Annotated in this window: 22 protein-coding genes; 4 read left to right on the top strand and 18 right to left on the bottom strand. The window is 37.2% G+C overall.

Features of this window, described 5'->3' with window-relative positions; translation table 11 throughout:
* On the bottom strand, positions 1-1,074 hold the full coding sequence (locus tag CRO04_RS12140; protein ID WP_097004505.1) for a Gfo/Idh/MocA family protein: 1,074 nt from the start codon (positions 1,072-1,074) through the stop codon (positions 1-3).
* 155 nt (positions 1,075-1,229) lie between these two features.
* On the opposite strand from CRO04_RS12140, the gene CRO04_RS12135 reads away from it, so the two are divergent.
* The gene (locus tag CRO04_RS12135; RefSeq protein ID WP_097004504.1) at positions 1,230-2,111 is read left to right on the top strand and encodes a helix-turn-helix domain-containing protein; all 882 of its coding nucleotides are present in this window, start codon (positions 1,230-1,232) and stop codon (positions 2,109-2,111) included.
* Positions 2,112-2,221: 110 nt separating this feature from the next.
* Here CRO04_RS12135 and CRO04_RS12130 read toward each other — a convergent pair whose 3' ends face one another.
* The 7 genes from CRO04_RS12130 to CRO04_RS12100 form a co-directional block, all read right to left on the bottom strand.
* Positions 2,222-3,787 (bottom strand): nitrite/sulfite reductase, encoded by a 1,566-nt coding sequence (locus tag CRO04_RS12130; RefSeq protein ID WP_097004503.1) that lies wholly within the window; start codon positions 3,785-3,787, stop codon positions 2,222-2,224.
* Between the two features lie 93 nt (positions 3,788-3,880).
* Positions 3,881-4,420 (bottom strand): flavodoxin family protein, encoded by a 540-nt coding sequence (locus CRO04_RS12125; protein WP_097004502.1) that lies wholly within the window; start codon positions 4,418-4,420, stop codon positions 3,881-3,883.
* A gap of 74 nt (positions 4,421-4,494) precedes the next feature.
* The gene (locus CRO04_RS12120) at positions 4,495-5,355 is read right to left on the bottom strand and encodes a damage-control phosphatase ARMT1 family protein (protein ID WP_097004501.1); all 861 of its coding nucleotides are present in this window, start codon (positions 5,353-5,355) and stop codon (positions 4,495-4,497) included.
* A 4-nt stretch (positions 5,356-5,359) separates the two neighbouring features.
* A complete protein-coding gene (locus tag CRO04_RS12115) occupies positions 5,360-5,896 on the bottom strand; it encodes a GNAT family N-acetyltransferase (RefSeq protein ID WP_097004500.1) in 537 nt (178 codons plus the stop codon).
* A gap of 37 nt (positions 5,897-5,933) precedes the next feature.
* A complete protein-coding gene (locus CRO04_RS12110; RefSeq protein ID WP_097004499.1) occupies positions 5,934-7,214 on the bottom strand; it encodes a S41 family peptidase in 1,281 nt (426 codons plus the stop codon).
* 46 nt (positions 7,215-7,260) lie between these two features.
* The gene (locus CRO04_RS12105; RefSeq protein WP_097004498.1) at positions 7,261-7,668 is read right to left on the bottom strand and encodes a VOC family protein; all 408 of its coding nucleotides are present in this window, start codon (positions 7,666-7,668) and stop codon (positions 7,261-7,263) included.
* Positions 7,669-7,692: 24 nt separating this feature from the next.
* Positions 7,693-8,523 carry an aminoglycoside phosphotransferase family protein gene (locus CRO04_RS12100; protein WP_097004497.1) on the bottom strand — a complete coding sequence of 277 codons (831 nt, stop codon included), beginning with the start codon at positions 8,521-8,523 and terminating at the stop codon, positions 7,693-7,695.
* Positions 8,524-8,781: 258 nt separating this feature from the next.
* Here CRO04_RS12100 and CRO04_RS12095 point away from each other — a divergent pair, with 258 nt between their 5' ends.
* Positions 8,782-9,801 carry a ComEC/Rec2 family competence protein gene (locus CRO04_RS12095; RefSeq protein WP_097004496.1) on the top strand — a complete coding sequence of 340 codons (1,020 nt, stop codon included), beginning with the start codon at positions 8,782-8,784 and terminating at the stop codon, positions 9,799-9,801.
* 51 nt (positions 9,802-9,852) lie between these two features.
* Here the strand turns inward: CRO04_RS12095 and CRO04_RS12090 are convergent, their stop codons facing one another.
* The 8 genes from CRO04_RS12090 to CRO04_RS12055 form a co-directional block, all read right to left on the bottom strand.
* Entirely contained in the window at positions 9,853-10,353 is a 501-nt protein-coding gene (locus CRO04_RS12090; protein ID WP_097004495.1) for a GNAT family N-acetyltransferase, read from the bottom strand.
* A 42-nt stretch (positions 10,354-10,395) separates the two neighbouring features.
* Positions 10,396-11,070, bottom strand: a complete 675-nt coding sequence (locus tag CRO04_RS12085; RefSeq protein ID WP_097004494.1) for an HAD family hydrolase — start codon at positions 11,068-11,070, stop codon at positions 10,396-10,398.
* Between the two features lie 77 nt (positions 11,071-11,147).
* A complete protein-coding gene (locus tag CRO04_RS12080; RefSeq protein WP_097004493.1) occupies positions 11,148-11,669 on the bottom strand; it encodes an adenylate kinase in 522 nt (173 codons plus the stop codon).
* Between the two features lie 15 nt (positions 11,670-11,684).
* Positions 11,685-12,467 carry a sugar phosphate isomerase/epimerase family protein gene (locus CRO04_RS12075; protein WP_330400841.1) on the bottom strand — a complete coding sequence of 261 codons (783 nt, stop codon included), beginning with the start codon at positions 12,465-12,467 and terminating at the stop codon, positions 11,685-11,687.
* A gap of 143 nt (positions 12,468-12,610) precedes the next feature.
* Positions 12,611-13,303 carry an MBL fold metallo-hydrolase gene (locus tag CRO04_RS12070; RefSeq protein WP_097004492.1) on the bottom strand — a complete coding sequence of 231 codons (693 nt, stop codon included), beginning with the start codon at positions 13,301-13,303 and terminating at the stop codon, positions 12,611-12,613.
* 132 nt (positions 13,304-13,435) lie between these two features.
* On the bottom strand, positions 13,436-13,645 hold the full coding sequence (locus CRO04_RS12065; protein WP_097004491.1) for a hypothetical protein: 210 nt from the start codon (positions 13,643-13,645) through the stop codon (positions 13,436-13,438).
* Positions 13,646-13,946: 301 nt separating this feature from the next.
* Positions 13,947-14,246 (bottom strand): nucleotidyltransferase domain-containing protein, encoded by a 300-nt coding sequence (locus CRO04_RS12060; RefSeq protein WP_207654441.1) that lies wholly within the window; start codon positions 14,244-14,246, stop codon positions 13,947-13,949.
* On the bottom strand, positions 14,230-15,378 hold the full coding sequence (locus CRO04_RS12055; protein WP_207654440.1) for an HNH endonuclease signature motif containing protein: 1,149 nt from the start codon (positions 15,376-15,378) through the stop codon (positions 14,230-14,232). The genes CRO04_RS12060 and CRO04_RS12055 overlap by 17 nt, the downstream gene beginning before the upstream one ends.
* Positions 15,379-15,860: 482 nt before the next feature.
* On the opposite strand from CRO04_RS12055, the gene CRO04_RS12050 reads away from it, so the two are divergent.
* Positions 15,861-16,574 (top strand): ferric reductase-like transmembrane domain-containing protein, encoded by a 714-nt coding sequence (locus CRO04_RS12050; RefSeq protein ID WP_097004489.1) that lies wholly within the window; start codon positions 15,861-15,863, stop codon positions 16,572-16,574.
* Here CRO04_RS12050 and CRO04_RS12045 read toward each other — a convergent pair.
* Positions 16,549-17,886, bottom strand: a complete 1,338-nt coding sequence (locus tag CRO04_RS12045) for a hypothetical protein (RefSeq protein WP_097004488.1) — start codon at positions 17,884-17,886, stop codon at positions 16,549-16,551. The genes CRO04_RS12050 and CRO04_RS12045 overlap by 26 nt on opposite strands.
* Positions 17,887-18,008: 122 nt before the next feature.
* Positions 18,009-18,272, bottom strand: a complete 264-nt coding sequence (locus tag CRO04_RS12040) for a CD3324 family protein (protein WP_097004487.1) — start codon at positions 18,270-18,272, stop codon at positions 18,009-18,011.
* A 328-nt stretch (positions 18,273-18,600) separates the two neighbouring features.
* Between CRO04_RS12040 and CRO04_RS12035 the strand changes: the two genes are divergently transcribed.
* Positions 18,601-19,320 carry a GntR family transcriptional regulator gene (locus CRO04_RS12035; protein ID WP_097004486.1) on the top strand — a complete coding sequence of 240 codons (720 nt, stop codon included), beginning with the start codon at positions 18,601-18,603 and terminating at the stop codon, positions 19,318-19,320.
* Positions 19,321-19,335 lie beyond the last annotated feature (15 nt).

Raw genomic sequence — 19,335 nt, 5'->3', positions numbered from 1 at the left:
TTATAATAAAATCTGCCGTCCTTCTCTGGCAGACTGATAAACCGCATCTAAAATCTGTGTAACAACTGCAGCCTGCTCTGGCAAGACAACCAACGCTCCATTGTCAAGAATCGCATCAAAAAATGTTTGCTGCTCTAATACCTCAGGGGTGATCACATCCCCGTCATAAAAAGCAACTCCTCCTGCTTCCAGGTTCGGCTTCAGCTCATACAAGCGGTCATTTTTGGTACCGTTAATCGTCAGCCCATTCATCATATCCGCACCTGCTTTGGTACCGCATAGAACGGTTTTGGCCTCATGAACATCCAGGGAATTAAGTGCCCAGCTTGCCTCCAGGGTAATTGTGGCTCCATTCTCCATGATGACAAATCCAAAAGCACTGTCTTCCACTGTAAATTTGTCAGGCTCCCATGGTCCCCAGGCATTGGCAGGCTGTCTCTCACCATTGAGTTTATGATATATAGTACCTACCACACTTTTGGGCTTATAATTGTCCATCATCCATAACGTCAGGTCAAGTGCATGGGTGCCAATATCAATCAGCGGTCCGCCTCCCTGCTCGTATTCGTTTAAAAATACCCCCCATGTTGGAACTGCCCGGCGGCGGATTGCTTTTGCTTTCGCATAATAGATCTCACCCAGTTCCCCATTGGCACATTCCTGTTTGAGATAAATGCTGTCGGCTCGATAACGGTTCTGGTAGCCAATGTTTAACAGTTTACCGGTTTTCTTCGCTGTTTCCACCATTTCCATAGCCTGGTTATAATTGATAGCCATGGGCTTTTCACACATGACATGTTTGCCGGCATTCAGTGCGGCTACCGTGATTTCACAATGGGAACGGTTTGGCGTACAAACATAAACCGCATCTAGATCCAGCTTAATGAGCTCCCGGTAATCCGTAAATACCCTGGCATCTTTTGTGCCATATTTTTTTGCAGCTTCACAGGCACGCTCTTTTACAATATCACAAAAAGCAACAACTTCTGCCCTGCCTTCTTTTCTGACAGCCGGCAGGTGCTTGCCGTTTGCAATGCCTCCGCACCCTATAATTCCAAGCTTTAATGATTTCATAAACCCCTTCCTTTCAATACTAAATGATGAATAATCTGTTACTTGTAATTTTTTACAATTTGATTATAATATAATAAAACAGTATCCGCTTGCCGTAACAAACATATTTTGTGCCATATTTGGCTACGTTTCTTTTGTATGAAAGGAGGCTTGCTATGATCGATTCAAAATATATTTATGAAATATCCCGTGACAGCCAGGCTGACTCTTCTTCCTGGTATTCTATCAATAACAACTGCGCTCCCCATTTCCACAGTGCATTGGAACTGGTATATGTGCGCAGAGGAACCATGGAAGCAACACTGAATGGGAAATTTTACTGTATTAATGCCAGGGAACTGCTGTTGGTGCCCAGCTATACCGTGCACCGTTATCTAACGCCTGAATACTCAGATACCATAGTGATGACGATACCCCTTTCCTATATACCTGTTTTTCAAAAGATATTGAAAGGAAAGTCCTTTTCCTTAAGCCATATATCGAATAAAGCTTTGACCCGGGAAGTGGCCCGCTGCATGCGGTGCTGTTGTGACCTGCAGCGAAAAACACCTGGCTCCCTGGCTACCAGAGGATATATTCATGTAATTCTGGCTTTGCTGACAGAAAACATTCCGATGGAAAATACGTGTACAAAGGATGATGATGCTTTGGTGCGCAATGTTCTTACTTATCTTCATAATAATTATAAAAATACATTATCCCTGAAATCCATTTCTGAGGAATTCGGCTACAGTACCAGCCGTTTTTCCCATATATTTAACAAACATGTAGGATGCAGTATCAGTGAATATGTTAACTCTCTTCGCTGCAGGCATGTCGCAGGTATCTTGTTAGAGAGCGGAGACTCCACGATTACAGAGGCAGCCATGAGTGCGGGATTTAACAGTATGCGCACGTTCTACCGGGCCTTTATGTGCATATTTGGTGTCAGTCCCCACAAATATACTGATGTATATAAAGAAAACGATACACTGAAACACTGTCAGAAGGAATGTGTTCCCTGGAACGACAATAAATGTGCATGCTTACTTAAGTAAATCTACATATGGGCAGAATTCTTGCCCAAAACGAAAAAATCAGGTCGACGGCATATTTCCCTGCCTTCAATCCTGATTTTTTCGTTCCAGCTCAAACCGTTGTAGATCTTTTATGGAATCAGATATGGTTTTGTCAAATTCTCAAACTCTTCCCGGTATTCGTTCAGATAGTCCATAAAATACATTCCTTTGGCATTTAGTGCCTGAGATAGTTTTATCATAAAATCCGGAATATCCTCTTTTTTTACTGCACCCAGGCATTTCCCCAAATGGGTGTGATTGTTCCCTGCCGCTCCCCCTATATGAAGTTCAAATGCATCTGCCGGAGCATCAGAAATACGTTTTTTACACCCGGCAAAGCCAATTTCACTTACCTGGTGCCTGGAACAGGAATTAAAACAACCAGATATGGAAACTCCCGGCAGATATTTTGTGTTACTCTTATTTTCCATCAGCACCCTGTTTATTTCTTTTAATAAAGTCTGGCTCTCTAAAACTCCTATCTGGCAGGTTGGTACTCCCACACAGCTGATACTCTTACCAATTGGGGTAACCTGATTGATCTCTTCCATTATTGCAAGAAGCTTTTCTCCTTCTTCTCTTGACAGATTGCGGATGTACATGCTTTCCGTCATACTAAGGCGTATGTCCTGTTGTTTATCCATGAGAAATGCAATGATTTCTTCAAGGGCTTTTACAGGCAGCTGTCCACATTGGGGATGAATGACTGCTGTATAGTATCCCTCTTGTTTTTGGGCTATCAGATTACCGCTGTCTGTATGGATACAGGAAGACTGCAGTTTAGCCGCAGGTTCACATACCCCGGCTGCATCCACATTAATTTCCAGTTCCATGGATTCTTTTACCTGGGAGAGATGCTTTTTATAACACTCCATAAATGCTTCTTCTCCCATCCTTTTGGGGATATACCTCAATCTTGCTTTTGCCTTGTTCTGATAATCCCCTTCCGCCGCAAATATTCTGGTAACAGCTTCCACATGGTACAGTACCTGGTTTAAGGGGATCAGCTCATCATACGGTAAAGCTACTGCCGGATTATTACCTAGTCCACCTGCAAGAAACAGTTTAAAAAAAGGGTTTCCCTGATGAAGGACTGACAGAAAGCCCAAATCATTAATGGTACAGTTTGCAGTATCCGCTTCATTGTTGGAAAAGGCTATTTTCAGTTTACGGGGCAGATGGTATTCCATGATCCGTTCCATGACATACCGGTTTACCTGCAGCGCGTATGGAGTAGGATCAAAGGCTTCTGCTTTATCCACACCGGACAGAGGAGACAGGGCAACATTCCGGGGAAAATTACCGCCTCCACCTCTGGTATACAAACCATGGTCAATGGCTGTTTCCATGATATCACATACAGAATCAATATCCAGGTCATGAAGCTGAATGGCTTGTCTGGTTGTAATATGAATTCGCTGTAAACCATATTGTACGGCAAATTTATGGATTAATTTCATATGGGCAAATGATAAGATACCGCAGGGTATCCTCAAACGGATCATAAAAGCTTTGCCGCCCCTTTGTGCATAAACCCCCATGCCTCCTGATTTGCCTTTAAATTCAGCAGCCGTAATTTCATTATTTACAAACTTATGACCGGCTTCTCTGAATTGGGCTATTTCCTCTTTTAGCTTTTCATTATATTCATTCATCGTATTTACTCCTATTAACCTATAGATTTAATTGTTTTATACTATAATAAATTATAAATTAAATAAAAGCAATACTTATCTCTTCATTTCCGACTAATATCCTGCTCCCAGTTTACGGGCTTCCACAAGTGCCGGATTACCTTTAATATCACCTTTTCCAGACACACCTGGTACTGTGATCACACCTCCATCTTTTAGTGAAAAATAGCTTAGTACAGAATGATACATGGTAATTAGAGAGTCAAAAACAGTCGGTATTGTATCAGCACAAACCGCTAATAATACAAGTTCTTTTACTTTGAACGTATTTCTTATGGGATTGTGCAGCCGGTCAATTATACATTTCAATTGGGAACTAACCCCATAAAAATAAACAGGAGTTGCTATCACCAGAACATCTGCATCTACAAGTTTCTCATAGATTTCCTGCATATCGTCTTTTAGGGCACAGTTATGATTGTTATCTCTGTAGCAAAAATTGCAGCCTGTACAACCGTTGACGCGTTTTCCCGATACAGAAATCACTTCAACCGTGTTTTCCTGTTTATTAACTCCATCAATGAACGTATTTGCAAGGATCTCAGTATTGCCATTTTTCCTGGGACTGCCTATTAACACTGTAATTTTTGACATTTTGTAAACCTCCATTGTATTATCTGCCCGCTTGTTTGAGTTAAGATTTGATCCTGTCAATATAGGTGACTGCTTTATTTTTTCATACAAATCATTTTCATTTCTGGAACTCCGATATCATTTGCGATCACACCGCATTTTGTCATAAGAAGAAAATAGATATTCTTATCTTCATCGCTCAGGCATTCATAGTTTGCCTGTCCTTTTGCAATTACGATATCTGCATTCTGATAAATCTCCTGGAACTGCTTTGAAGTTCTATATAAAACTGTGCCAAGAGAGGAATCTCCATTGCTAATCACCGTTGCATAATCTTCAATTCCAACGAAGTAAGCATCTTCTTCCACTGAGTCATTTACAACTGCTTCGCCTCTCGTACCAAAGTATAAGCGGCAGGAAGGATTTAATTCTTTCATTTTACTGAGCAGAATCTTATCAAGACAAATTTCACCACAATTGTCTCCTAAATAAAGAATACTGTCTGCTTTGACAATTTCCTGCTTCAGAAGCTTTGAATCGTCAATTCCCAGCGGTTCTTCTTTTAACCGTAAAAAGCAGGCATCAATATCGGAAAGTGACAGATTATGTATCGGATTAAAATCAATGATATTACCTATAATTGCATATTTAACAGCTTCCAAAAAGGGATCACCAGCACAATCAATTTCCGCTTCAAAATCAGGAATCTGCTCCAGAAACATTCTATTATAATGTCTTCTGGTTTCTTTATAAGGGTCTGCGTTCCCTGTTTCCTTTTTTAACATGGCAAAAATCTCACCAATCAGTTCTGGCGTCGAAGATGAATTAAAATCCACCCGGCTTAAATAGGAAAAAACGTTTCTTAACAATTCATTTTTATCTTCCAGCCCCACCATATCAGCGACCTTAATCGCCTGATTCACAATGCATGGTATGCACTTTTCCTGTATTTTCATATATTTATCCTTTGTAGATAAAATTATATTCTGCTCTGGTAATGGAATGTACACTCGTCTTTGTGTTTTTTTCGTCTGCATATTCCCCTCGCAATGACATCCCTATTTTCTCAGCCACTTTTCTTGAGGGAATATTGGTCCACTTTTGATAGGAAAAAACCTCATTATAATCCGTTTTCTCAAAAATATATCTCAAACAAGCTTTTGCTGCCTGAGATGCATATCCATTATTCCAGAATCGTTTGTTGATATGATAACCTATTTCCGGAAGCAAATTGCCATCACCATAGATATTCTGCATGGTAATACCGCAATCTCCTATAAACTCATCTGACTTTTTTAAAATAACTGCCCACAATCCAAAACCATCTTTGTTATAGTTGATAAGATTCCACTCAATCCATCTTCTGGTTTGATTCTTGTCAAATGCGCTTGGATAGAATTGCATGGTTTCCTGATCCGATAATATCTGATACCATGCCTCAAAATCATCCATAGTCAGCTCTCTTAATATCAGCTGTTCTGTTTCAATTATATTCATTGGTCCATGCTCCTTCTGGCTACTAACAAACCTTCAATTAGTTAGACAATGCGTACTCAAGCATCTCATCCGTTCCGTTCTTATAAGCTTCTATTGTTTGTTCAATAGTTATATCTGGAAGAAATGTACCGACTCCATTATTTTTATAAGTAAAGGACTTACTTAACTCAAAATACTTGGTACTATAACTAATTGGCAGCTGAGAATTAGGCAGATTAAATGTCTTTATATCACCGTAGCAATCCAGTGCGCCGCCCGTGGGTTCCCCTATGGCAACTGCATCAGATACTGATTCCTTAATTCTATAAATTGCAATCATTCCTGACGAAAAAGTTTCCCGTCCTACTAATATGTAAGTCTTTACATTACCATGCTCCTTAATATAACTTTTCAGACGATCTGTAAAGGGATTCAATATCTCAGAATTGCCACCAGAATTATTTCTTAAATCAATTACCACTCTCTCTACCTTATTATTTTCCATTGCATCAAACATTTTTTGGTTGAAATCAGTAAATTTAAGGTCAGCCATATCAGCACATACATTATATTCAAAGTATAGTGCTTTATTATCGGCTAAGAAGTGGTAGTCATAATATTTATCATAATATCCTGTGATAACATCTTTTGTATTGTTGTTAACAAAATCAGCCTTTTCTTCATAATTAAGTGCTGAAATAGTAAATTCCTGTACTTTTCCCTGTTTTTCCACAGTAAATGCAGCTTTGCTTTCATCCTTTATAATGCCGAGTCCATACATATAGACAGGTGACTGAAGATACTCTGGCAGCCGGGCCAGCACCCAGCTATCATTTTCATGGGATATTAATTTTTTTAATTTTCCCGTAATCTCATCTATATCAACTCCATCTATTTTTATTACCTTTGAAAACATCATTTCTTCAAGGCTTGTATCAGTATTTACAATATAAACTTCACCGTTGAACAGATAAAACTGGAGCGGATAATGGAAACCATCCCAGTAATTAATGTTTGTATGGGCATCTCCAACTGACGCAATGATCTTATTCAGCTCTGTAAAAACCTGCTCGTTACTTAACTGACCGATCTGACTTATTAACTTATCTGTCTGATCATTAAATTCATTTTTAGTAATTACAGAAAATAAATTTTTGTGTAGCCTGGGAAGTTCTTTCTTAAAGTACTTTATATCCTCCGTTAAAAACTGATTACGCTCCTCGTTCGTATTACCATTTTTTAATATCACATCCCGGTTTAAGGAACGGTCTTTTGAACATGCAGAAACACAAAGTAATAAAGCAATACAGATCAGCAGGATAAAACGTTTTATTTTCATTATTCTATTCCTTTTACCCTTCTAATTGATACCATCAGCCTTCTATTTAGTGATCTTCATTCCAGTAATCATAATCCTCAGGTGGACGATGAGAGTCTGAAAATATATACCAGCAAACGCCAAATCTATCAACGATTGAAGCCGCACAGGCGCTCCATGGCAGTTCCCCTATTGGCATATCAATTCTTCCGCCTTCTTTTAGCAAATCATAAGCACGTTTTACTTCCTCCTGACTATTAAATTCGTAGCCTAATTGGACGATACTTCCATCCGCATTATCCTTTTTTGTTTCTACTACGGACAAAAAGCATTCCCCATTTCTACAAAGCTCAGAATGAAAAAAAGAACCATCTGGATTTTTAACATGATACCCCAATTCTAATCCAAATACCTGTTGGTACAGTTCAACCGCCTTTGCACTATTTTTCACATACACTCCAATACCAAATCCCATGTTTTTTTCCCCCTAATTTTTGCTTTATAAATCATTTAAGAGTTTTGTTGCTATTACTATTTGATGCATATCAGGCTTTACTCCGTCCTCGATATACCAAACATTACCTAACATTACTTCCATAAAAAACAGCTTTATTATATCAGTAAATGGATACTTTGTCTCCTGACTTATCATTTCTGCAACCTCAAAGATATGATTCTTGCTTTCACCATCAGATACAAAATCCATTTCATTTAAAATAAATCTGGGAATGTCAAAAATCTTTGGACCAATAACACCTTTTGGATCTATTATACAATAGATTCCTTTATCATTCAGAATTATATTGTCATGATGTAAATCGCCATGCAGCAATACCCTGTCATTATATTTGTGAAACAACTCTTCTCCCATACCATATGCTTTATGCATATTATTTATTATTGTTTCATCTTGCTTATGACTCATGCAGAAGGCATCTGCATTCTTGAACCAATCCAGATATGTCATGGGACTATAAACATGATCTATTGTTTTATGGATTTCTGAAAATAAACTAAGAAACTGATTCACTCGTATCACCATATTATCTTCACGTCTCAGCGTAGTTCCTGGTATAATTCGTTCCTCAATTAATACTCCTTGCTTCACATCATATCCAAACACTTTACAGCATCTATTACCATGCATCTCTTTTAACATGTTGTATTCGCTGGTTAGTTCAGCCTCGTCAGTATTTACTTTCAAAATCACATGTCCCCATTCAACCGACTCAGATGCATATACCGCTTTATTATTTCTCTCATATATGACAATAGTGTTTTTCAAATCCCACTGTTCAATAGCCCATTGAACTTTTTCTTGTATTGTCATGATACCTCCTGAAAATATATGATTAACGATTCTTAAGCACGGGATAACATAGGAAACATTAAAAATAGCATTTTTCAAACCTCCTTATTTAATACGTTAAAACAACTGCTATTCATCATCTCCATAATACAACATATAATAATAGTATTACTAAAGATAAGATGTCCATTTAATAAGATATGCAATTAGCAAAACTACAGCCGATACACTAAATAATAATATTAGATTGGCTGTTTTATATCAATAGGAGTAATAATTATGAAATCAACAATAAATGTATATGATACTGATACCGCATCTTTTTTTGCCCATTTTATCAAAGTGGGGGATGCGGATAGCATTATTTTGGAACAAAACGAAAAATACATCCTGGTGGATACCGGCAGATATTCTGATGCAAATACCGTAAAAGCTGTAATTCAGGAAAAACAAATATCTCATTTGGACGCTGTTATCATCACTCATTATGACAGCGATCATATGGGTGGAATTAATGAAATTATACAGAGTATTGACTATAATGTGGATACTGTTTATGCACGCTTTTATGATTTACCGATTTTAGAAAGGTTAAAAAGGTATCAGGATGATACGAATACCCAAAATACCAGTGTATACAGGAATTATGTAAACTTTGTCAATACTATGATCAGCTTAAAGAACGGTACAAAAACATTTAACTATACCTCCACCCATAGCCCAAATACCATCTATGCTGCCGCCACCGATATTTATCAGAATGGAGGCAGCTGGATTTCTCCAAATCGTTCCCGTGGAAATACAAAGTTCTATTTCGGAAATACCAATTTTGTCTTTAAGAACAGAATCGGTTCTTATCTTAATTCCTCAACCGAGGATGATAAAATAAATGGCAATGTAAATAATGACTCTTTAGTGTTCCGATTAACTACAGCATCGGATAATAAAATACTTTTTCTTGGTGATCTGGGTACAACCGGAGGGGAAAATCTGGCTGCTGAAGCGGGCACCTATCCAATCAGCTCTGATATTGTAAAAATTGCTCATCATGGATACAAAGGCAGTACACCTGAAAATTTACTTGCAGAAATATCACCTGGATATTCTGTTATCACATGTGCTACCTCTGTAGCTACAGAAAGAATTGAGGCTTTACTTGAAGTTCCCGGAAAGTTTGGACTTATTTATTTTACGGGAAGCAGTGATTTTACTGGAGATTTTAGCACATTAAAAATTGATGGCAGCGGTGAAATTGATTTTGACAGCAATTTTAATTATTATTGGAATGATACGAAATAGTTTAAATGGGGTGATATGCTTTTCTGGCATAATCACCCTTTATTATTTTAGTTATAAACATTTTCCGTATATACACATATCATATATATTATCATTTTTGTAGACAGCATTTCTCATAATGCCTTCCAGCGTAAAATCATTTTTTTCCAGTACTCTTTGGGAAGCTATATTCGGCTTATAGACAAGCCCAGTGATTCTTATAATATTTAATTCCTTAAATGCACATAAGCAAATTTGTTTTACCGCCTCTGTCATGATCCCCTGTGACCAATTATCTGTTAATAAAAGATATCCGATCTCAGCATCCTTACACTGCACATCATCCTTTTTTTCAACTGTTATATTACCTACGCACTCACCATTAACAATAATCGCTCTGAAAATCCCATCTTTTGCTTCTTTTTCCTGGACCATATTAAGCCACCACTGTGCATCGCTTTCCGTATATGGAAAAGGTAATCTGTTTGATAAGTATTGTCTGTCAGCTTCATTGCATATTTTAATCAAGGCATTTTTATCGGTTATTTCCCATTTTTTTAATATTAAATTCAAAAGAATCCCTCCTTAATTTGTTATTATTATAAAATATCTGATTTACATCTCGATATAGTTAAATAATTCTAACGGTGTTTCCACATGTAAGAAGTCTTGTTTACGCTTAGCAGGCTGTTTTGTCCCTTCCTGTAAATACCAAACTGCCTGAACCGCTTTCATCCCTAGTTTTCTGGCGGTTTCCAGTTCTTCGCTGCCTCCGTCTCCCACATATATACATTCCTCAGGCTTTACAGATAAGTCAGCCATACATCTTTTAAAAATCTCCTCGTCTGGTTTTTGAATCCCCTGCTCGTAAGAAAGATAAACCGCATTAAAATAGGAAAACAATTCACTTCTTCGTATAACCCAGGCTTCCTCAGAAAAACAGTTACTTATCAGTCCAATCAAAAATCCCTTTTCTTTCAGCGCTGAAAGCATTGGTATGATCTCAGAATGTAAATTTCTGAAACACGCTTCCTTTGCCGTTATGCGTTTTTCCACAATTTTCTTTAGTAGTGCTTCGGAATAACATTGATTTTCTCTAAGTATTTTTTCCAATACTTCCTCCAATGTTAATTTTCCTATCGTACGTTCCTCTTCCGTAGGACGCCAGATTGACTGAAGTTTATCTTCTGGAATTCCTGCATCCTCCGCCATATGCGCACCAAAATACAGAGGACTGTTATAGTGCGTAATCAGCGTTTCAAACATGTCAAAAATCACTGCTCGTGTCATTATTTCCCTTTCTGTAGATCTTGAAATTTAGCAAAATCACCCTTTTTGTTTTGCAGTCAGCCACACATTTACTCATATCATATAGAGCTGAAGTCAATATCAATTCTATATTCATCATCAATTAAGATATATTCACAATCATATTTTTGGCACATCTCTAAACTATTCAGATTATCCCTTAACAATAATTCCTTTTTGCAATAACTGTCTTCTTTTCGTTCTTCAATTATACCAGCATATTTTTTTATATCATCAAAATGTTCATTAATATACTTTGATGACATTACTAAACATACGTATTTAATATGTTTCGAATACTCCAGGTCAAAATAGTTCTTCCAGTCATATGGGAAATAGCAGCCCTCTATTATCATATTCTGGCCATTCTCTATTGCAGTTTTAACCATTTCTTTTACTATTGGCCACAGCAAACCGGTCAATTTATCGTCGTCATCTGGCGTAAGATCTGTTAAACCACTTCGAATCAGACCCATTTTCAGATGATCAAGTGACATACATGGATAATAATATCTCTCGATTAATTTCTGAGCTAATAACGTTTTTCCAGTATGTGTGCTCCCACCAATTAGTATAATCATACGTTTACCTCTCAGTTAATTATATAAACAATTACGCCAGTTATCCAATTCTTTTGCCTTGCTATATGCACTGCTAAGAAATCCCTGAATTGACAAGTTTTCATATCCCCAATTCATCGGCTCTAATGTGGTTGCACCTTTATAATCTGTAAGTACTATTTTTTGCATGACCATTGGCCAGTCTACACTCCCGCTAAAAGGTAATTGATGTTGTTTTCTCTGCCCGCCGTTATCATGTAAATGCAATGCCATTAAACGTTTACCATATTTTCCTAACAGATCATTTGTAATCGCATAATTTGCATGATGACAGCAGTCGTAGCAAAAGCCGATTTTCTTAGAATTATTATGGTTTAAAACAAGAGCCAGATTATGAATATTTTCCAGATTTTCAAAGGCAACATTCACATTGAACTCCTCTGCCTGATTTGTTATTCTTTCAACTCGTTTCATCCCTAATTCATTTATTGGATACTTATCATTTGGTAAATGTATAACCATTGTAGGTATATGGAATTCCAAACAGTCTTTAATGCATTGTAGATAACACAAAATTACGCGTTCTCCAGCCAGATTATCCAAGGAAAGATTATTCTGGTCCTGTACTGGTGTATGTATATTTTCAATAAATAGTCCTGCATCTAAAGCATATTGCACGCTGCTTTGATAATCATTCCCTCTATTGAAACCCTCGCTCCACCATAGCATCACAGTATCAAAACCAGCCTCTTTTATGAGTTTATATCTGTCTTTAATTGATATATCATATCCGAACCAATCATATATTCCTACCATCATTTAATACCTCTGCAAATTCATATTTTCTGGTTTCAATAGAAAAAATACCCCCTAACCTTGTGCCTGGCATATATTTCTTTAATGATATTCATCGTTCGTTCATCTGTCTGCGCTAAAAATATTGTAATTATATAGTCAACATTTTAAGGCATCAAGATACCTCCATGATAGCAGATAATCTCTTTTGCTCCATATGTCATAATCTTACGCAGTGATTCTCCAGCCTCTTTAATATCCAATGCATATTGAGGATTACAAATTACTAATTCTCCTTTTTCAGGTGTTGCTGCATCTCCTGTAATCATAACTTGTTTCTGATTCACATAAACAGATATGTGTCCCGGTGTATGACCTGGAGTTCCAATGATGGTACAGCCTCCACACCAATCAAAAACATCTCCGTCGCTTACTTCCAAATCCACTTTGACAGGCTGAACATTTTTTAAAATATTACAAAATGCCAATCCGAACGGCTTTTGTTCTTCAGGTAAGTTTGTCTGCATTTTCTCAGCTTGTTCCAGTCTCAAAGACTTTATTTTTCCAGAAATATACGCTGACTCCCTTTTACTTGCAATAACTTGTATATGTGGATACTTCTTTTTTAAATCAGATAATGCGCCCATATGATCATGGTCTTGATGTGTAATTAAAACATGAGTTAAATTTCCACAATTTAGATTGTTTTCTTCCATTGCCCGTTCGATTGCAGGTAGAAATCCCGTGTATCCACAGTCTATAAGTACCATATTCTTATCATCTAATAATACGACTGGGTGGACTACACCCTCTGACTTATCAAACTTAAATTTTATATTTAAAACGATTATTCTATTCATTGCTATAAATCCGCCTTTCTGCAAAAGGTTCCAATGGGGTTATGAAACCTGATTCAAGTCTTTCACTAGTCCTTTTTACTTGTTATACAATTGAAAGTAATGGTATACTACAGAACCCGAAGTGATCGGCATCTATTTTTTGTTTTTCTTCATATATAAATAATACATACTCACATTTCCCATTGAACCGGTTCCTCTATGACTCCGTTGATTGTTAACAAATTCTGTTCGGGTTATAATCCCCTTATTGGTCAATTCTGCTTTTAATTTCATATATTTATCTATATCATCGGTTACAAGTATTTCTTCCCAGCCAAAAATTATATTCCATAATCTGCTCATAGTTAACCATCCTCCTTTTTTTTGCTGATCCATTTATAATTTTTTTTTGCATATGGATTAAAGTCACTACTACTAAGAAGAACTTATCTCTATTTGATATTAATTCTTATTTTAGTATTATTTTAAATATAATGAGAAGCTGATTTATTAGATATCCTATAATAAATTACTTAGCAGAATTATATAAGTAATTTAATCTTTATAGTGTACATGACGGTGCCAATTTCTTTATAAATATAATTAGAAGTTAATTTATCAAACATTTCGTCTACCTCCAACTTTTTTCTGCTATCACGTAGCTTTATTTAATTTTTATATAATGGTGTTTAATTCTTTCTAAAAAAGCAATGTCTCTTTCTTCTTCGATACTCAATGCTGTCAAATCAATAATCATACCACTTTCTTTTTCCAACTCATCCAAAATCACTTGTAAATTGTTTCCTATTTCATCTGAGTACTTTGCATAGATAATCAATATATCTATATCATTATGGGCAATATTGGGTTCTATTACAGATCCAAATAAATATACATATGTGAACGGATCAAATAGTGCTATGTGTTCTTTAATAATTCCTAAAATACTATTTTTTGATCTCATTGATATACCTATAAAATTCATTCATGGTTAATAGCCTTACATTCATGTCCTCTGCCAAACTATATGCTTGATGGGATATACAACTTTCCCCATTCCAGTTATGTAGATTGACGATGACACTATTTTCTTCGGGTGATAGTTGTGTTAAAAATGCCTGGCTTAAACAATATTCGTATACAAAAATCATTTTCTGTTTTTGAATGATAATTTCTCTTAGATTAGCTTTAGTTAAGAACTTATAGCTGACACTTCTTGACCGAATATATCTTAACGCAAAATTGAGACTGTCCAAGCGAACTTTTGGACTTCTAAAGCATTTATAGTCATAGTACATTTGTCTTAATCTAGGAGTATCATCTAAAAATACAGAAGTGGCTTTTCCGTTTTCATAAATACAGATGTATGGATGCTCGACACCCATAACTATTCTTTCAAATTCATTTTGTTCAATTAGTATTTCTATTAAGAGTTCCAATGACTCCACAGATGGTATAATAGAATCCACAACAGGGGCAATACCAAATATTGAATTGATTTCCACAGGAAAAAGAATTTCTCTAGTTTTTTCAGCATCAGAACGAGTTGCTTGAAATTCTTCCACATGAGCTATAAACACCCGAATATATTCCAAATTTGAATAAGATTTATTTTGATTGCTTTGAATCAAACTCAGATTTGATGAAAATAGAAGCTGTAGTTTTCGATTATTTTGCAGCATCTTAATTTCAAACTTATTCCATAGGCTTTTATTTTCATGTAAATAATAATTTTCATATATAGCTTTGTTTTCTTCAAGCAATGGGACAACCGCTTTTTTTAGCTCCTCAAAGCTCGAAAACTTTTTACTAAATATCCGCTCAACTTCTTCGCCTCTTGTTTTCTTCCAGCCCAAAACTTCTTCAGGAGTAAATGCATGGTTTTTATCAAAATTTGTGTGGCAATTAGGACATAACAGAACCAAATTTTCGAATGTATTATCTGCTGTTTCACAGTATGGATCAATGTGCGCCTTTTCAATTATGTCACCATTTTCACTAAACAACTTCTTCTGACATGCCGGATTCATACACCTCCCCATCGATTCTGCATATAATCTCTTTTTAATATCTTCCGCTATATATCTGCTATTCATCGAATGTTCTCCTTACTTATAATTAATCTATAAACTTCCCATTATTGCTATAACATTCAAAAGTTTTCTTAATTAATCCCCCATCTTCTTGTTCAGAATACTAATTACCATTTTATGACAAATTGTAAAATAATACAATTAAATAATGATAATTTATGATTCGTTTTTCCAATTATCATATATCTTTTTTTATGTTATCAGTTTAAATCTTAAAATCATCCCACACACCGCTTAACATCTATCCACTGCATCAATAAATCTACCAATAAAATAACCTTCTCAAAAATCTCACTCCCTTCCCTAAAAGCAACTAATTATCATTACCCCAACAACCAAAGCTTTGAGAAAAAAACGCCATAAAGCAATCTTGACACCTTATCATTTCTTATGTTATAGTTCGTGATGGTTAGTTTTTGCTAACCATTGTGTAACAATCCGCATCCCCCCCCAACTATAACAAGAAAGGTTAAAAGGCACATAACATGATTTTCTTAATTGCATTACTGGAAGCCATATTATTTGTATTCTTTTTCAAAAATGCCATCCGTAAACACCCCGCTGTATTCTACGTACTATCCATAGCAATCATCGGATTTATCGTATGTTACACAAAACTAAATCTATACGAGGTATTTCCGGTATGGACCTACCAATATATCATTTCCGTCTTTTACAGAGGTGCCTTCTCCACTGCATTATTTGTAATTGTAATGTATATTGGTGCCTTAGATCCTAAAGGGAAAATTGTTCCGGCATTGATGCCTATCAGAGGCTATCTGTCGATCATTGCCTGCCTGATCACATTAGCACACTCCTTTGCTTACGGTATCTATTACATAGCAGCTATTTTCCAAACACCAGACAAACTGGATCTTCGTCAGACCCTGGCATTGATCCTGACGATACCGCTCTTTTCCATTATGATCATTTTAATGGTCACCTCTTTTAAAGCAGTACGAAAAAAGATGAAACCAAGGGTTTGGAAAAAAGTGCAGCGGCTTTCCTACCCCTGGTTTGCTATCCTTTACGTATACTTAATGGTGCTTTTGGTTCCCAGTTTGGTGGAAGCCCTCAGCCCTTCTTCCGATATGGTGATGCTTTATCGGGTAAATTACATGTTATCTGTTATTTTATACACACTAGTATTTGGAGTTTATTTTGTCTTAAGAATCAGAAAATTTCAGAAGTCCCGTTAATCTGATACCCCTTCCATATCTTTGCAGCCGCATCCTCCAGCCGTTCTGCCGTATCCCGGTTGAGAGGCATGACGCGGCCATGATATCGGTAATAAAGAACATTGGACCACAGAACTTCATAACCGCCTCTGTCATATTCTGCAGCAGTAGGGAGATAGCTGGTGCAGCCATTCGTATAACCATTGAAAAACACCATGGGATTACTGGTCTTTTTCCAGATCTCAACTGCAATATCTGTCATGACTTCACTTGGTACACCGCTCAGACAGCCGTCATTGACTGCAAAAAACTGTATTTCAATTTCTGCAGTCTGTCTGCTTTCCTTATTTTTCAAAAGCCTCTCCACTTCCCGCAGCCAGTCTGATCCATTGATTCTCCCCATCTTCCATGCTTCATCTGCAATTTCACGTGCACGGTCCAAATCGGGCACATCAGAATAAAATGTGGATTTGCTGGAAAACATGGATAACCTGGAGACTGGCTGTGGAATAATCCCGTCTACCACCGGACTCAGTGACTCACATATAGCATCTGCCATATCTTTCAATGCCTTCTTTCTCTGTTCCCCAAATCGTTCCTTCATCTGGCTGCTGATGTCCAAAAGATGCACCTCTGCCGGATGGATCTCCAGATAATCGGCATTTTCCTGACGATATCTGGGTCTTACGTCTCCGGATGCCCCCTGCACCAGCATTACTCTGCAGTCATATCTGCGTTCCAGAGCTTCCCTTGCCTCTCCGAAATAATCCGGTGAAATCTGGTAATTATCAGGCATCAGTACGTTGCAGTGGGCGGTTACTCTGACAATTAATACCTTTATTTCTTCCCTGTCACCGCATATTTTTAAAATCCCGATCCGGGGATCAATGGAATGGCCCACTCCTCTTCTGTTAACTCCCACGGTATTTTCAGCAATTCCCCATCCGGCGCGAACAGGAACCTGGGATTCCCACGCCTTCTTAGCCCCTTTAAGAATTGTCTCACAGACCCTTTCATAATAATCCGGCTCTACGGCGGCATTCGGCGCAGTGTGTGTATGGGAAAAACAGATCATAACCTGCTCCATACTGACTGGCAGACTCCGTGATATCCTCTGCCGCAAAAGACTGGTTAACTCAACGGTAAATCCCAGGCTGTCAATTGTTACAAGGCAGAATCGTTCTTTGTTTCTTTTTCCCACAAGAATCTGTGCCTTTAAATCTTTCATAATGCCCCTGGAACGATTGTCCGGCCGGGCGTCATACCCTGCTAACTGCACGGAATATTCCGGTGTTATAATTCGTTCCTCAAATCCCATATAAGTCAGTTCCATACTTATTTTCCTCCCGCAAAACGTTTGAGTCTATTGTATCGCCTGCGGCAGAAATTGCAATTCCACAGAATCGTTCTGTATTATACTGTATAAAACGGAGCTGCCACTGCAGCTCCGTCCGTTTATGACTGATATATGATTTTTCTGATAGCAGAAAGGGAAAGGCAATATTGTTCTGCCAGGTCATCCATGGAACCTCCATTATAATACTGGACTCTGATGTCGTTATTTCTCTGTTTTAATTCCTCCCGGTATCCGCTTTTTTCTCCCCACTGCTTTCTCTGTTCACTAAGGGCGGGTATATAAACATATTCGCCCTGAATATATTGCTGCAATTCCCTGACCAGTTTATCTGGCAGAATTGTCTTTGCATTTACATATTTCATGCTGGCTTCCTCCTGTTTCATTGGATCAGAAGGCAAAACCGGCTTTCATTCAGTGACTGAACTTACTCCATGCAAATGTCACTGAGACCGCCGGCTTTGCATGGAGCCAGTCATCATTTTTTCTTTTCTTATTGATACACATAAATTCTCCTTAAAATCATAATTTATTACTAACTATTTAATAATTATTAATAAATATGCAATATTCTTTTACATTTATTTGCTATAAAAGAAACTTATGATATAATGAATGTCAGTTAAATGAATATTTTTAAAGAAAGGAGGATTATGAAAATCGCTGCCCTATGATTTTCATAATTACTTTACTATGGGGAAAGTTCCTGCTTATATGGTCGTTCATGATTCAATAAAAATGAAAATTAAAGATGGAACCTATCCTGTTTCAGAATTCCTTCCAACAGAACCAGAGCTTGAAAAGATCTATCAAGTGAGTCGTACCACGGTAAGAACTGCCATGGAAATTCTTAAGGATGAAGGTTTTGTTGAAATCAGGCAGGGAAGAGGTACGATCGTACTGGATTCAAGAGCTACACAATCTTTAAACAAAGTCACCTCAGTTACAGAATGTCTCCGCAGAAGGGGATTTGATGTCCGCACCAAAAGCATGTATATTGACATCATTTATGCAACAGAGAAGCTGGGAAAAGAACTTCATCAGACTGCTGGAACGCCAATAGCCCGTATACAGAGAATCCAACTGGTTAATGAAAAACCCATAGCAATCATAAAAGACTACATACCATATGCACTGGTTCCAAATATTGAACACTTTTCAGGCAAATTCAACGGTCTTTACGAATTTCTGGAACAGCAATATCACCTGGATATTCAGTCAGCAGCTGACAAAGTCTTTGCAAAATCTGCAGATTTTGCAGAATCAGAAATGCTGGCAATACAGCCGGGAACTGCTCTCTTGTGCATCCAGCGTGTCTGCTATAAAGATGAGAATCCGCTTTTTTCCGATGATATATGCATCGTGGGCGATAAATACGAACTTTCCATCTCATCAAGCGGCCGTTATAAATGACAGCTCTCAGGTCCT

The organism is Lacrimispora amygdalina (assembly GCF_900205965.1).
Taxonomy (GTDB): domain Bacteria; phylum Bacillota; class Clostridia; order Lachnospirales; family Lachnospiraceae; genus Lacrimispora; species Lacrimispora amygdalina_A.
This window is presented reverse-complemented; position numbering and strand designations above follow the sequence as displayed.